Annotated in this window: 10 protein-coding genes and 2 pseudogenes; 7 read left to right on the top strand and 5 right to left on the bottom strand. The window is 60.0% G+C overall.

Features of this window, described 5'->3' with window-relative positions:
* Window positions 1-7: 7 nt before the first annotated feature.
* The 4 genes from ahcY to ACYZTL_RS17500 all read left to right on the top strand — a co-directional run bounded on the left by ahcY (window position 8) and on the right by ACYZTL_RS17500 (window position 5,531).
* The gene (ahcY, locus tag ACYZTL_RS17515; protein WP_461952841.1) at window positions 8-1,417 is read left to right on the top strand and encodes an adenosylhomocysteinase; all 1,410 of its coding nucleotides are present in this window, start codon (window positions 8-10) and stop codon (window positions 1,415-1,417) included.
* A gap of 160 nt (window positions 1,418-1,577) precedes the next feature.
* Complete coding sequence (gene metF / locus ACYZTL_RS17510) at window positions 1,578-2,423, top strand: methylenetetrahydrofolate reductase [NAD(P)H] (RefSeq protein WP_461952840.1); 846 nt, start codon at window positions 1,578-1,580, stop codon at window positions 2,421-2,423.
* 194 nt (window positions 2,424-2,617) lie between these two features.
* Entirely contained in the window at window positions 2,618-3,433 is an 816-nt protein-coding gene (locus ACYZTL_RS17505) for a substrate-binding periplasmic protein (RefSeq protein ID WP_461952839.1), read from the top strand.
* Window positions 3,434-3,656: 223 nt separating this feature from the next.
* Window positions 3,657-5,531, top strand: a complete 1,875-nt coding sequence (locus ACYZTL_RS17500) for a DEAD/DEAH box helicase (protein WP_461952838.1) — start codon at window positions 3,657-3,659, stop codon at window positions 5,529-5,531.
* Between the two features lie 148 nt (window positions 5,532-5,679).
* Here the strand turns inward: ACYZTL_RS17500 and ACYZTL_RS17495 are convergent, their stop codons facing one another.
* The 3 genes from ACYZTL_RS17495 to ACYZTL_RS17485 all read right to left on the bottom strand — a co-directional run bounded on the left by ACYZTL_RS17495 (window position 5,680) and on the right by ACYZTL_RS17485 (window position 8,952).
* The gene (locus ACYZTL_RS17495) at window positions 5,680-6,276 is read right to left on the bottom strand and encodes a YceI family protein (RefSeq protein WP_461952837.1); all 597 of its coding nucleotides are present in this window, start codon (window positions 6,274-6,276) and stop codon (window positions 5,680-5,682) included.
* Between the two features lie 32 nt (window positions 6,277-6,308).
* The gene (locus tag ACYZTL_RS17490; protein ID WP_461952836.1) at window positions 6,309-6,860 is read right to left on the bottom strand and encodes a cytochrome b; all 552 of its coding nucleotides are present in this window, start codon (window positions 6,858-6,860) and stop codon (window positions 6,309-6,311) included.
* A gap of 340 nt (window positions 6,861-7,200) precedes the next feature.
* The gene (locus ACYZTL_RS17485; RefSeq protein WP_461952835.1) at window positions 7,201-8,952 is read right to left on the bottom strand and encodes a flavin monoamine oxidase family protein; all 1,752 of its coding nucleotides are present in this window, start codon (window positions 8,950-8,952) and stop codon (window positions 7,201-7,203) included.
* A gap of 222 nt (window positions 8,953-9,174) precedes the next feature.
* Here ACYZTL_RS17485 and ACYZTL_RS17480 point away from each other — a divergent pair, with 222 nt between their 5' ends.
* Both ACYZTL_RS17480 and ACYZTL_RS17475 read left to right on the top strand, forming a co-directional pair.
* Window positions 9,175-10,581: an adenosylmethionine--8-amino-7-oxononanoate transaminase gene (locus tag ACYZTL_RS17480; protein WP_461952834.1), complete on the top strand. Its 1,407-nt coding sequence runs from the start codon at window positions 9,175-9,177 to the stop codon at window positions 10,579-10,581.
* A gap of 162 nt (window positions 10,582-10,743) precedes the next feature.
* Window positions 10,744-11,463, top strand: a complete 720-nt coding sequence (locus tag ACYZTL_RS17475; protein WP_461952833.1) for a 16S rRNA (uracil(1498)-N(3))-methyltransferase — start codon at window positions 10,744-10,746, stop codon at window positions 11,461-11,463.
* A gap of 130 nt (window positions 11,464-11,593) precedes the next feature.
* Here ACYZTL_RS17475 and trhA read toward each other — a convergent pair whose 3' ends face one another.
* Window positions 11,594-12,211, bottom strand: coding sequence for a PAQR family membrane homeostasis protein TrhA (gene trhA, locus ACYZTL_RS17470; RefSeq protein WP_461952832.1), 618 nt, complete (start codon window positions 12,209-12,211; stop codon window positions 11,594-11,596).
* A 179-nt stretch (window positions 12,212-12,390) separates the two neighbouring features.
* On the opposite strand from trhA, the pseudogene ACYZTL_RS17465 reads away from it, so the two are divergent.
* Window positions 12,391-12,882, top strand: a pseudogene (locus ACYZTL_RS17465) (LysR family transcriptional regulator); the annotation flags it as partial.
* Here ACYZTL_RS17465 and ACYZTL_RS17460 read toward each other — a convergent pair.
* Window positions 12,881-13,329 (bottom strand): annotated as a pseudogene (locus ACYZTL_RS17460) (malonate decarboxylase subunit alpha); the annotation flags it as partial. The pseudogenes ACYZTL_RS17465 and ACYZTL_RS17460 overlap by 2 nt on opposite strands.
* Between the last annotated feature and the right edge of the window lie 50 nt (window positions 13,330-13,379).

The following is a 13,379-nucleotide window of genomic DNA, read 5'->3' as shown; positions in this document are numbered from 1 at the left end:
GCTCATCATGAGCGCTGTTATCACGCCTGCAGATTTTAACGATTACAAAGTCGCCGACATGTCCCTGGCTGCCTGGGGCCGTCGCGAGACCATCATCGCTGAATCCGAAATGCCAGCCCTGATGGGTCTGCGCCGCAAGTACGCCGGTGAGCAACCGCTCAAAGGCGCGAAGATCCTCGGCTGCATCCACATGACCATTCAGACTGCCGTGCTGATCGAAACCCTGGTTGCCCTGGGTGCCGAAGTGCGTTGGTCGTCCTGCAACATTTTCTCGACTCAGGACCAGGCCGCTGCCGCTATCGCTGCTGCCGGTATCCCGGTTTTCGCCTGGAAAGGCGAGACTGAAGAAGAGTACGAGTGGTGCCTGGAGCAAACCATCCTCAAAGATGGCGCGCCTTGGGATGCCAACATGATCCTCGACGACGGCGGCGACCTGACCGAGCTGCTGCACAAGAAATACCCGGCGATTCTCGATCGCGTCCACGGCGTGACCGAAGAAACCACCACTGGCGTTCACCGCCTGCTGGACATGCTGGCCAAGGGCGAGCTGAAAATCCCGGCCATCAACGTCAACGACTCGGTGACCAAGAGCAAGAACGACAACAAGTACGGCTGCCGTCACAGCCTGAACGATGCGATCAAGCGCGGCACCGACCACCTTTTGTCCGGCAAGCAAGCGCTGGTCATCGGTTACGGTGACGTGGGCAAGGGCTCCGCTCAGTCCCTGCGTCAGGAAGGCATGATCGTTAAAGTGTCCGAAGTCGACCCGATCTGCGCCATGCAGGCCTGCATGGACGGTTTCGAACTGGTTTCGCCGTTCATCGACGGTATCAACAACGGCACTGAAGCAAGCATCGACAAAGCACTGCTGGGCAAGATCGACCTGATCGTGACCACCACCGGCAACGTCAATGTTTGCGACGCGAACATGCTCAAAGCCCTGAAGAAGCGCGCTGTTGTCTGCAACATCGGCCACTTCGACAACGAAATCGACACCGCTTTCATGCGTAAAAACTGGGCGTGGGAAGAAGTGAAGCCACAGGTTCACAAGATCCACCGTACCGGCCCGGGCGCTTTCGACGCCCAGAACGACGACTACCTGATCCTGCTGGCCGAAGGCCGTCTGGTTAACCTGGGTAACGCCACTGGCCACCCAAGCCGCATCATGGACGGTTCGTTCGCCAACCAGGTGCTGGCGCAGATCTTCCTGTTCGGCCAGAAGTACGCCGACCTGTCGCCAGCCCAGAAAGCCGAGCGCCTGACTGTTGAAGTACTGCCGAAGAAACTCGACGAAGAAGTGGCCCTGGAAATGGTCCGCGGTTTCGGCGGTGTTGTGACTCAACTGACCAAGACCCAGGCCGACTACATCGGCGTGACCGTCGAAGGTCCGTTCAAGCCGCACGCTTACCGCTACTGATCGAACTTGCTGCCTGCTCTCCCTGTGGGAGCGGGCTTGCCCGCGATGGCGATTTGTCATTCGACATAGATGTCGACTTACCCACCGCTTTCGCGGGCAAGCCCGCTCCCACACGGGATGAGCAAGCTTCACAGGCTTACGTGTTTCCAAGGATATGACCATGTCCCAAGACCGTCGCTACAGCTTCGAGTTCTTCCCTACGAAGACCGACGCTGGGCATGAAAAGCTGATCGCCACTGCTCGTCAGCTGGCCACGTACAACCCCGATTTCTTCTCCTGCACCTATGGCGCTGGCGGTTCGACCCGTGATCGAACCCTCAACACCGTGTTGCAGCTCGAAAGCGAAGTCAAAGTCCCTGCCGCACCGCATCTGTCCTGCGTGGGCGACAGCAAGGACGACTTGCGCGGCCTGCTGGCGCAATACAAGGCTGCTGGTATCAAACGTATCGTTGCCCTGCGCGGTGACCTGCCTTCGGGCATGGGCATGGCCAGCGGCGAAATGCGCCACGCCAATGACCTGGTTGAATTCATTCGTGAAGAGACCGGCGATCATTTCCACATCGAAGTCGCCGCTTACCCGGAAATGCATCCGCAAGCGCGCAATTTTGAAGACGATCTGAACAACTTCGTGCGCAAGGCCAACGCCGGTGCCGACAGTGCGATCACCCAGTACTTCTTCAACGCCGACAGCTACTTCTACTTCGTCGAGCGTGTACGGGCGATGGGCGTGAACATCCCGATTGTGCCGGGGATCATGCCGATCACCAACTACAGCAAGCTGGCGCGCTTCTCCGATGCCTGCGGTGCGGAAATCCCGCGCTGGATCCGCAAGCAACTGGAAGCCTACGGCGATGACACCCAGAGCATTCAAAGCTTTGGTGAGCAAGTCATCACTGAGATGTGCGAACGCCTGCTGCAAGGTGGCGCTCCGGGGCTGCACTTCTACACACTGAATCAGGCTGAAGCGAGCCTGGCGGTGTGGAACAACCTGAAGTTGCCGCGCTAATCATCGTTACAAGCAAGATCAAAAGATCGCAGCCTTCGGCAGCTCCTACATTGGGCATGTTTAATCCCTGTAGGAGCTGCCGAAGGCTGCGATCTTTTGCCTTCAACGCGCTTTTTTGTGATGCAGCACACGGAGATACAGCATCTGCAGCCGGTGTCTGGCTCTTTCCCGTTTCTCGTCGTAATCTCAAGCCCATGCCATTAATCACCCAGTTGCTGACCGTGATTCTTTTCACTTGCCTGAGCTTCGCTGCTCGGGGCGAGAAGCTGCGCATTGTCACTGAACCCTGGACGCCCTACGTCTACGAGGAAAACGGCAAATCCCTGGGCCTGGACTACGAAACCACGGCCATCGTCTTCAAACGCCTGGGGATCGAAGTCGAGTGGCAGTTCCTGCCGTGGAAACGCTGTCTGTCGATGCTCGAAACCGGTCAGGCCGATGGCGTGCTGGACATTTTTCACAGCGAAGAGCGTGACGCCACCCTGCTCTACCCCAGCGAACCGCTCTCGGAAGTCGAGTTCGTGATGTTCTACGCCAATGAGCGCCCCTTTCCGTTTCGCACGCTGGACGAACTGAAAGGCCTGACGATCGGCACCTCGCCGGGCTATCTGTACAGCCCGGACTTCAGTGAATCGCCCCTGTTCACTCGCGAACCGGCGCCCACCCATGAAGCCAACTTCGGCAAACTGGTGCGCGGGCGGATCGACCTGTTGATCACCGACCGCCGTGTCGGCCAGCATTTGCTCGACGAATTGAACATCCGCGACCAGATCAGCGAAAACCCGACCGTCATCAGCCAACAGAGCCAGTTCCTGGCGGTGCGCCGCAATGCGGGCATGGACTTGCTGGTGCAACGCTTCGGCGCCGAACTCAAGCGTTTCAAGCGCGAGCCCGCCTACGCCGAACTGAGTGCCCGTTATGGCGCGGATCCGACGGCCAGCACGAAAGACGCCGGGGCCACCGCCGCCCGCGAAAAAACCGTTGAGCAGCAGGAAAGCGGCGCGCAGTGATTGCTCTGTTATACTCCGGCCTTCCCGCCAGGCTCACGCCCGGACGCTCGGACTTGTTCAAGGCATCTCGACCCCGCTACAGCGCAGCTTTTCAGCCCGCGCGAGCGCTCCAGACGAGCTTTCAAGACCCAGCAGGACCGGACGGGATTGCGTTCCTCTTAAACGCCATTCGCGCCAGGCAAGACTCCCATTGGGCCAAGCCCTAACTAAAACAGGATTACTCATGTCCTTTGCTTCCCTCGGTCTCTCCGAGGCTTTAGTCCGCGCCATCGAGGCAGCGGGCTATACCGAGCCTACTCCGGTGCAACAGCGGGCTATTCCCGCCGTGTTGCAAGGTCGCGACCTGATGGTTGCGGCTCAGACAGGTACTGGTAAAACCGGCGGCTTCGCCCTTCCGATTCTGGAGCGGTTGTTCCCCAACGGTCACCCGGACAAATCCCAGCGTCACGGCCCGCGCCAACCACGCGTGCTGGTCCTGACCCCAACCCGCGAACTCGCGGCTCAGGTCCACGAGAGCTTCAAGGTCTATGCCCGTGACCTGAAGTTCGTCAGCGCCTGCATCTTCGGCGGCGTCGGCATGAACCCGCAGGTTCAGGCCATGTCCCGCGGTGTTGACGTGCTGGTCGCCTGCCCTGGCCGCCTGCTCGACCTCGCCGGCCAAGGCAGCGTCGATTTGTCTCACGTGGAAATTCTCGTGCTGGACGAAGCCGACCGCATGCTCGACATGGGCTTTGTCCATGACGTGAAGAAGGTCCTGGCCCGCCTCCCGGCCAAGCGTCAGAACCTGCTGTTCTCGGCGACGTTCTCCAAGGACATCACCGACCTCGCCGGCAAGCTGCTGCACAACCCGGAACGCATCGAAGTCACGCCGCCGAACACCACGGTCGAGCGCATCGAACAGCGTGTGTTCCGTCTGGCCGCCAGCCACAAGCGTTCGTTGCTGGCGCACCTGATCACCGCGGGCGCCTGGGAACAGGTGCTGGTGTTCACCCGCACCAAGCACGGCGCCAACCGTCTGGCCGAGTACCTGGACAAACACGGCCTGAGCGCCGTCGCGATCCACGGCAACAAGAGCCAGAACGCCCGCACCAAAGCCCTGGCTGACTTCAAGGCCGGTGAAGTGCGTATCCTGGTTGCCACCGACATCGCCGCTCGCGGCCTCGACATCGACCAGTTGCCACACGTGGTCAACTTCGAACTGCCGAACGTCGACGAAGACTACGTGCACCGTATCGGCCGTACTGGCCGTGCCGGTCGTTCAGGCGAGGCGATCTCGCTGGTGGCGCCGGACGAAGAAAAGCTGCTGAAAAGCATCGAGCGCATGACCAAGCAGAAGATTGCCGACGGCAACCTGATGGGCTTCGACTCCAGCGCTGTAGAAGCCGAGAAACCTGAAGTCCGCGAGCGTCCGGATGTGCGTAACCCGCGCAACCCACGTGGCCCGCGCGGCGACGGTCCGAACGGCAGCGGTGGTGGCGGCGGTCGTAAAGACAAGGGCAAGGACAAGGGCGGCAAGGAAAAACCGGCGGCCAGCGGCCGTGGCGAGCGCCCGGCACGTGAGCAGAAACCACGCGAAGGCACCCCGGCGCGTGAGCAACAGCGTCCGGCGCCACGCGCTGCCGCTGATCGCGCTCCGGACGAGTTCCTGGACGACGACATCGATAACTTCGGTAACCGGGTCGACTACGTGCCTCAAGCCAAACCGGCTCAGGGTCGTGGCCGCCGTCCGGGTGCTCCGGCACAAGGCACGGCCGCTGGCGCAGGTGCTCCGCGCACTGGCGGCAAGCCTCAGGGTCGCCAAAGCGGTCCGCGCAGCAGCGACGGCGCGACCACCGGCACGCCGCCGGCCAAGCGCAGCGGTCCACGCAACGGCGCTCCACGTGACGGCCAGGCCCGTCGCGAAGAAGGCCGCAACCGTCGCCCGGCGCGTGACGACCAGCCGCGTTCCGAACCCGCCGTGCAAAACCCGCGCGGTCCAGCACCGAAGATCATTCACAAGGAGTCGAAAACCGATCGTTTCCCGACTCCCGAGCAACTTGATCAACTGCCAGGCCGTCCGCGTGGTGAGAAACCAGCATTGCTGACTCGCAATCGCTGATTTGACGCCGCAATAAAAAATGCCCCTGATCTCGCGATCCGGGGCATTTTTTTGTGTATCACAAACTGATTTTTGTAGGAGCTGGCGAAGCCTGCGATCTTTTGATCTTAAAAGATCGCAGCCTGCGGCAGCTCCTACGGCCTCAGCATTACTTCGCTTTGACACCTTCAAACGTCACGTACAGTTCGACCGCGTCGGACGCTGGGCCCAGGTCTTTCTGCTTGCCGAAATCGGAACGCTTGAGGTTGGTGGTGCCTTCGAAGCCGGCACGGTAACCGCCCCATGGATCCTTGCCTTCACCCAGGAAGGTCGCCTTGACCACGATTGGCTTGGTCACGCCTGCGATGGTCAGATCACCCGCCACGTCGGCAGTGTCTTTGCCAGCGGCGTTTTTACCGGTTGGTTTGACGCTGGTGGACACGAAGGTGGCTTTACCGAATTTGCTCGCGTTCAGGAAATCACCGCTGGCGATGTGCTTGTCGCGCTCGGCGTTGTTGGTGAACACGCTGGCGGTGTTCACATTGAACTCGATCTTGCTGTCTTCAGGCTTGGCAGCGTCGAAGCTGAACTTGCCGTCGATGTCCTTGAAAGTACCGGTGATGTAGCTGTAGCCCAGGTGGCTGATCTTGAAGTCAACGAAGGCGTGCTGGCCTTCCTTGTCGACGACATAGTCAGCGGCCATTACGTTACCGGCGGACAGCAGAGCGGAACCGATTGCCAGAGCGGCGAGGGTCTTTTTCAACATGCTTTCTATTCCTTTCGAGTCGAGGATGAACTTCAGGCTTTGCGGCCCAGCATTCGCTTCAGGGTCGCATCACGATCGATAAAGTGGTGCTTCAATGCTGCCAACGCATGGAGACCGGAAAAAATTACCAGTGCCCACGCCAGATACAAATGAATCACACCGGCGGTGTCTGCCTGATCCGGTAGTCCGGACACCAGTGCAGGAACTTCAAACAGGCCAAACACCGGAATCCCGACACCGTCTGCGGTGGAAATCAGGTAACCGGCAATCAACACAGCAAACAGGCCCAGGTACAGGAACGAATGGCCGAACTTGGCGCCAAGACGCGTCATGCGGCTATACGTTTCCAGTGCCGGCGGTGGCGGGCTGACAAAGCGCCACAACACCCGCAGGACCATGACGGCCAACAACACCAGGCCAATGCTCTTGTGCAATTCCGGCGCGTCTTTGCGCCAGGTGCTGTAGTAGTCGAGACCGACCATCCACAAGCCCAGCGCAAACAGACCGAAGACCGCCAGCGCCACGCCCCAGTGCATAAAGATGCTGACCCAACCGTAGCGGGAAGAAGAGTTACGTAGCTGCATGCCCAAATCCTGTGAGAATTGCGACCAAGACTATCGAGTTATCTATCGAATTAAAGCGGAAAATTTCGCTTTGAAATATCGAGAAATACGATCAAGAGTCTGAAATAGGTGAGTTAAGGAAAGATTAAAGAAGAATTTGTGGCGGGATGTTAGTGGCAGGCTGTAATGAGTGGTGTCTGGTAGACCTTCGCGAGCAGGCTCGCTCCCACAGGGTTTCAGGTTGGCCACATACCTTGTGTTCGACGCGGATCCACTGTGGGAGCGAGCCTGCTCGCGAAGGTCTATCAGGCAAAAAAAAGCGCGACCCTTGAGCCGCGCTTCTATTCACCCCGAAGGTTTACTACGTCTTGGTTTCAGTAGTTGCCGCCGGCTTCTTCGCCGTTTCAACTTTTTTCGCCGGGGCTTTAGCCGGGGCTTTTTTGGCTTCGGTTTTGGCAGCAGGCTTTTTCGCCGGCGCTTTGGCCGGAGCCTTCTTGGCTGGCTCGGCTTTCACCGGTGCCACAGGCTTCGGTGCTTCCACTGGCGCAGGGGCCAGGGTTGGCACTGGAGCCGGCGCCGGTGCTGGCGGAGCGACAGGCTCTGGCGTCTTGACCGGCTCCGGCTTCTTGTCCTCATCGGAGGATCCACCAAACAGATTGCTGAAGAAGTTGCCTTTCTTCGCCGCCACCGCGCCGGCCGCCACAGCGGTCGCTACTGGAACAACCTTCGCCGGTTCAAACGACTTGCCCGCTGCCAGGTCTTCAACCTGACCGGCCGCCCGCTGGCCAGTGCGCAACGCGCCTTCCAGCGTGCCTGGGTACAACGTGTCGGTGTGTTCGCCAGCGAACGCTACGCGCTGCAGCGGACGCTCCCACAGACGCCAGTACTTGCTGATCTGGCCCGGGCCGAAGGCCAGGTAAGCGCCGCCCATCGACGGGTCGGTGCTGTAGCGGCGGATTTCATAACCGGTGAACGAACCGCGTGCCTGTGGATAAAACGCATGCAGACGAATCAGTACCTGATCGACCATCTGCTTGTCGCCGAAGGCCTGCATCACCCGTGCGTTGTCGCCGGACAGGTTGATCACCACGTTGGCGCCGCCCTTCAGGGCTGGCTCGACCCACAACATGCCCAGGCCGGTGTTGCTGTAGATCTCGCCGGACATGCGCGCCTTGCTTTCCCATACTGGCGTCTTGAACTTCAGCATGATCTGGTCGCGCCAACCGTAGTTGGTGCCTTTGATGGCGCCCATGTGCTGGGCATCCAGCGCCGGGGTCATCTGGATCTTGTTCAGGGCGCGCAACGGCACGGCGACCACGACGTAGTCAGCCTGATAGCCGACGCTGTCGACCTTGACGGTCACACCGTCCTTGTCCTGAGTGATGGCCGAGACCGGGGAGTTGGTCTTGATGGTTTTCAGTTGTTTGACGAAGGCTTGTGCCAGCACCGGGCTGCCGCCGAGCAGACGCGAAGCGCGCAGGTCACGATCGGACACACCGCGGTAAACCCGGCTCTGTTGTGCAAAGTACAACAGCGACAGGCGCGACGGTTCGTCATAACGGGTACGAATTTGCTGATTGATCAATTGACGGGCCGTGGCTGGCAACGTCAGTCGATCAAGCCAGTTGGAGACGTTGATCTGATCCAGGGCATGCAGCGTGCTGTTCGCTGCAGGGTTCTGCGGGTCTTCGATCGAACGCGCGAGGTCGTCCAGCGTCTTTTCGTAGCGCTTGAGCGCGTCAGCGGTGGCCGGCTCTTTTGTGGCCAGGTCAGCGGCGGTGTAATACACGCCGTCGATCAGGTAGCTCGGCGTGCGCACGAGTTCCGGCGCCGGCGTGGTGCTCAGCTTGAAGGTCGAGACGTACTTGTTCAGCACCGGCTGGGTCTTGTCGTTGCCGATCCATTCACTGGTGGCCATGCCGGAGCGGCCGCCCAGGCTCGGTTTGGCTTCCAGCAGGGTGACCTGCCAGCCTTTGTTCTGCAGTTCGTACGCCGCCGTCAGGCCCGAAAGCCCGCCGCCAATCACGATCGCCGTTTTATCCTTGGCCAGCGCAGACACGCTGAACAGCCCCAATATCACCAGCGCACAGGCGCGCAGCCAACCAGCAGACATTCAGCGAACTCCGGAAATACACGAGAAAACAGCAGTTTTACGAGTCAGACGACTCAAAGAACCGCGAAGAATACGTTAGCCATCAATGGGCCGCCAGCGACGTCTACCACCCCCTACAAAGTAGCTCAAACGACACAATAGGTTGTTCCCGCGCGACGCATTGCATAGGCTTGCGCGATTGTATGTCCGCGCCTGTCCCGGACCGCCTCGAGGAGACTGAACATGGGCCTGAATAATCAGTGGATGCAGCGCGATCTCGCGGTGTTGTGGCATCCCTGCACCCAGATGAAAGACCACGAACAGCTGCCGCTGATCCCGATCAAGCGCGGTGAAGGCGTGTGGCTGGAAGACTTCGAAGGCAAACGCTACCTCGATGCGGTCAGCTCCTGGTGGGTCAACGTGTTCGGCCACGCCAACCCGCGCATCAACCAGCGCATCAAGGATCAGGTCGATCAGCTGGAGCACGTGATTCTGGCCGGTTTCAGCCATCAGCCTGTGATCGAGCTGTCCGAGCGTCTGGTGAAGATGACGCCGGAAGGCCTGACCCGATGCTTCTACGCCGATAACGGTTCGTCCTGCATCGAAGTCGCGCTGAAAATGAGCTTTCACTACTGGCTCAACCGTGGCCAGCCGAACAAGAAGCGCTTCGTCACCCTGACCAACAGCTACCACGGCGAAACCATGGCGGCGATGTCGGTGGGCGACGTGCCGCTGTTCACCGAGACCTACAAGGCGCTGCTGCTCGACACCATCAAGGTGCCGAGCCCCGATTGCTACCTTCGCCCCGACGGCATGAGCTGGGAAGAGCATTCTCGGAATATGTTTGCCGCGATGGAGCAGACGCTCGCGGAGAACCACGACACCGTCGCGGCGGTGATCGTCGAGCCATTGATTCAGGGCGCCGGCGGCATGCGCATGTATCACCCGGTGTACCTGAAACTGCTGCGCGAAGCCTGCGATCGCTACGGCGTGCACCTGATTCACGACGAAATCGCCGTCGGCTTCGGCCGCACCGGGACCATGTTCGCCTGTGAACAGGCCGGCATCCGCCCGGACTTCCTTTGCCTGTCCAAGGCCCTGACTGGCGGTTACCTGCCGCTGGCGGCCTGCGTGACGACCGAAGACGTCTACAGCGCCTTCTACGACGACTACCCGACCCTGCGCGCCTTCCTGCATTCGCACAGCTACACCGGCAATCCGCTGGCGTGCGCGGCGGCATTGGCGACGCTGGATATCTTCGAAGAAGACAACGTGATCGAGAACAACAAGGCTTTGGCGCAGCGCATGGCCTCGTCCACCGCCCATCTGGCCGATCACCCGAACGTCTCGGAAGTGCGTCAGACCGGCATGGTGTTGGCCATCGAGATGGTCAAGGACAAGGCAACCAAGGAAGCCTGGCCGTGGCAGGAACGTCGTGGCTTGAAGGTGTTCCAGCATGCGTTGGAGCGAGGTGCTTTACTTCGACCGTTGGGCAGCGTGGTGTATTTCCTGCCGCCTTACGTGATCACGCCGGAACAGATCGATTTTCTCGCCGAAGTGGCCAGTGAAGGGATCGACATCGCGACCCGCAACAGCGTCAGCGTCTCAGTGCCGAAAGACTTTCACCCCGGTTTCCGCGATCCGGGCTAGAAGTCACCGAAAAACCCTGTGGCGAGGGAGCTTGCTCCCGCTGGGCTGCGCAGCAGTCCCTTTTTAGGGCTGCTTCGCAACCCAGCGGGAGCAAGCTCCCTCGCCACAAAGCCAGCCACATTTGCGACTTGATCCAACTTACTGATTCAGTAGAGACCCAGCATGAGACTGTCCCGCTTCTTTATCGACGCCCCCCTGAGCACCGGCGAGCACGAGTTGCCCGAGGCTCAGGCCCATTACATCAGCCGCGTGCTGCGCATGGTGGAGGGCGATGCGTTGCAACTGTTCGACGGCTCGGGCCATGAGTTTCGCGCGACGCTGGTGGAGGTCGGCAAGAAACGCGTCGTGGTGCAGATCGATGAAAGCTTCGCCGGTCAGGTCGAATCGCCGCTGCAGATTCATCTCGGCCAGGGCTTGTCCCGTGGCGAGCGGATGGATTGGGCGATTCAGAAAGCCACAGAATTGGGCGTGACTGAAATCACCCCGATTTTCAGCGACCGCTGCGAAGTCCGGTTGAAGGACGAGCGCGCCGACAAACGCCTGATGCATTGGCGTCAGGTGGCGATCAGCGCGTGCGAGCAGTGCGGGCGGTCGCGGGTGCCGGTGATTCATCCGCCGGTGTTGTTGGCGGACTGGTTGAAGCAGACCGAGGCGCAGTTGAAGCTGGTGCTGCATCCGGTGGCGGAGCCGTTGGTGAGTCATGCGAAGCCTGGGACACTGGCTTTCTTGATCGGGCCGGAGGGTGGGTTGTCGGAGGCTGAGGTTGATCAGGCCAAGGTTTCGGGTTTTCATGCTGCCCGGTTGGGACCGCGCGTTTTGCGCACCGAGACCGCGCCGGTTGTTGCATTAGCGGTTGCTCAACAGCTTTGGGGCGACTTCTAGTACGCCTTCGCGAGCAAGCCCGCTCCCACAGGGGATTTGTGGTGGTTAACAAATCTCCAACAACATGCCGATCCAATGTGGGAGCGGCGGTGCGACGATTCGACTTGCTCGCGAATGGCCGCGACACGGTTTATAAGACGTACACCAGAATCGCCACAAAATGCAGCAAACTCCCCGCAATCACGAACAAATGCCAGATCCCGTGCGCATGCCGCAACCGATGATCCAGGGCAAAGAAAATAATCCCCACGGTGTACAAAATCCCGCCCGACGCCAGCCAGGCAAACCCGGCCGTGCCCAGCGCCGCCAGCAACGGCTTGACCGCGACCAGCACGATCCAGCCCATCACCGCGTAAATCACGATCGACAGAATCCGCGCTTCCGAACGCGGTTTGATCTCTTGCAGGATGCCGATCAACGCCAGTCCCCAGACAATCCCGAACAACGTCCAGCCCCACGGCCCGCGCAATGTCACCAGACAAAACGGCGTGTAACTGCCGGCGATCAACAGGTAGATCGAAAAGTGATCGACCTTCTGCATGATCGCTTTTTTGCGCCCCTGCACGCTGTGATAAACGGTCGATGCGCTGTAGAGCACCATCAACGTAAAACCGTAAATCGCCACGCTGACGATCTTCCACGGGCTGCCGTCCATGCCGGCGATCACCAGCATCCACACCACCCCGACCGTCGCCGCCACCGCCCCGACCAAATGCGTCCAGGCGTTCAATCTTTCCCCGTGATACATGTGTTACTCACCTCGACATTCGTTACAGCATTGCGCAAGGCTCAGGCCTCAAGCGTAAAAGCGCAATGTTTCAGATCACAAACACCCTCTGTAGGAACGCCGCCCGGCCGCTCCTACAAAGGTCTGCGTGTCCTTCAGGAATTGGGCGCAATCAAGTCATTCCAAAAAGAGTCCGCGCGATGCTGATCGACGAAGAGTTGACCCTGAAAAAACTCGAGGTGTTCCTGGCCTTCATGCGCTCCGGCAACCTGGCCCGGGCCGCCGCCGAACTGGAGACCAGCAACGCCAGCGTGCACCGGGCGATCCACTCCCTGGAAAGCGCCTTGCGTTGTCCGTTGTTCAAACATGAAGGTCGCAACCTGACGCCGCTGGAAAGCGCGTATGTGCTGGAAGAACGGGCGCAGAAGCTGATTCAGGTCGTGGTCGAAACCGTGCGCCTGACCCGCGAGGCCGCCGGTTTCTCCGCTGAGCGCTTCAAGCTCGGTTCGTTGTATTCGCTGACGGTGAAGACCGTGCCCCAACTGATCATGGGCCTGAAGATCCGCCGCAGCGAACTCAACATCGACTTGATCCTCGGTTCGAGTTTCGACCTGTTCTACAAGCTCAAGAACATGGAAGTCGATGCGATCCTGGTGTCTCTGGACGACAGCGTGAACGACCCGGATTGCGAGCAGAGTTGGGAATCAGGTCCACCACCAATCGTGCGTAGAGCTCGATGTAGGTGTGGATCGCGCCGATTTCCAGCAGGCCGTCTTCCAGCAACTGGCTGATGCGCAGGCTCTGGGTGCCGGCGAAGGAGAAATCGAGCTTGCGGGCAATGCCGCGTTCAAACAGGTCCAGGTGTTCGGAGCGTCCGACACTGGGCATGATCATGTGCAGGTCGTGGAGCCTGGCGGGATCGGCTTTTGCCAGTGAGCGGGAAAGGAAATCCGCCTGCTTCTGGTTGTTGCCCTCCAGCACCACACGGTCGCCGGGCAGGATCAACGCTTCGAGCGCCGCAACGATGTTGTCGGTGGGCAGGACCACACCGTCGGCCAGGCCCTTGACCAGCTCGAGACGCCGCTGCTATTCGCTGCGCCGCCGCGTCCATCGCGAGTCGGGGATATTGTTGTTGTCATGACCACTCCACGGGTTCGCTATCGTGAGGGTCACCTTAGGAGTGTTGGGT

The sequence above is a fragment of the Pseudomonas sp. LB3P81 genome, assembly GCF_054897965.1.
This window is presented reverse-complemented; position numbering and strand designations above follow the sequence as displayed.

Bases quoted from the DNA above. Each gene is read 5' to 3' on its own strand.
- ACYZTL_RS17500 (WP_461952838.1), top strand. From the start codon at position 3,657: ATGTCCTTTGCTTCCCTCGGTCTCTCCGAGGCTTTAGTCCGCGCCATC.
- ACYZTL_RS17505 (WP_461952839.1), top strand. From the start codon at position 2,618: ATGCCATTAATCACCCAGTTGCTGACCGTGATTCTTTTCACTTGCCTG.
- ACYZTL_RS17495 (WP_461952837.1), bottom strand. From the start codon at position 6,276: ATGTTGAAAAAGACCCTCGCCGCTCTGGCAATCGGTTCCGCTCTGCTG.
- ACYZTL_RS17475 (WP_461952833.1), top strand. From the start codon at position 10,744: ATGAGACTGTCCCGCTTCTTTATCGACGCCCCCCTGAGCACCGGCGAG.
- ahcY (WP_461952841.1), top strand. From the start codon at position 8: ATGAGCGCTGTTATCACGCCTGCAGATTTTAACGATTACAAAGTCGCC.
- metF (WP_461952840.1), top strand. From the start codon at position 1,578: ATGTCCCAAGACCGTCGCTACAGCTTCGAGTTCTTCCCTACGAAGACC.
- ACYZTL_RS17480 (WP_461952834.1), top strand. From the start codon at position 9,175: ATGGGCCTGAATAATCAGTGGATGCAGCGCGATCTCGCGGTGTTGTGG.
- ACYZTL_RS17490 (WP_461952836.1), bottom strand. From the start codon at position 6,860: ATGCAGCTACGTAACTCTTCTTCCCGCTACGGTTGGGTCAGCATCTTT.
- trhA (WP_461952832.1), bottom strand. From the start codon at position 12,211: ATGTATCACGGGGAAAGATTGAACGCCTGGACGCATTTGGTCGGGGCG.
- ACYZTL_RS17485 (WP_461952835.1), bottom strand. From the start codon at position 8,952: ATGTCTGCTGGTTGGCTGCGCGCCTGTGCGCTGGTGATATTGGGGCTG.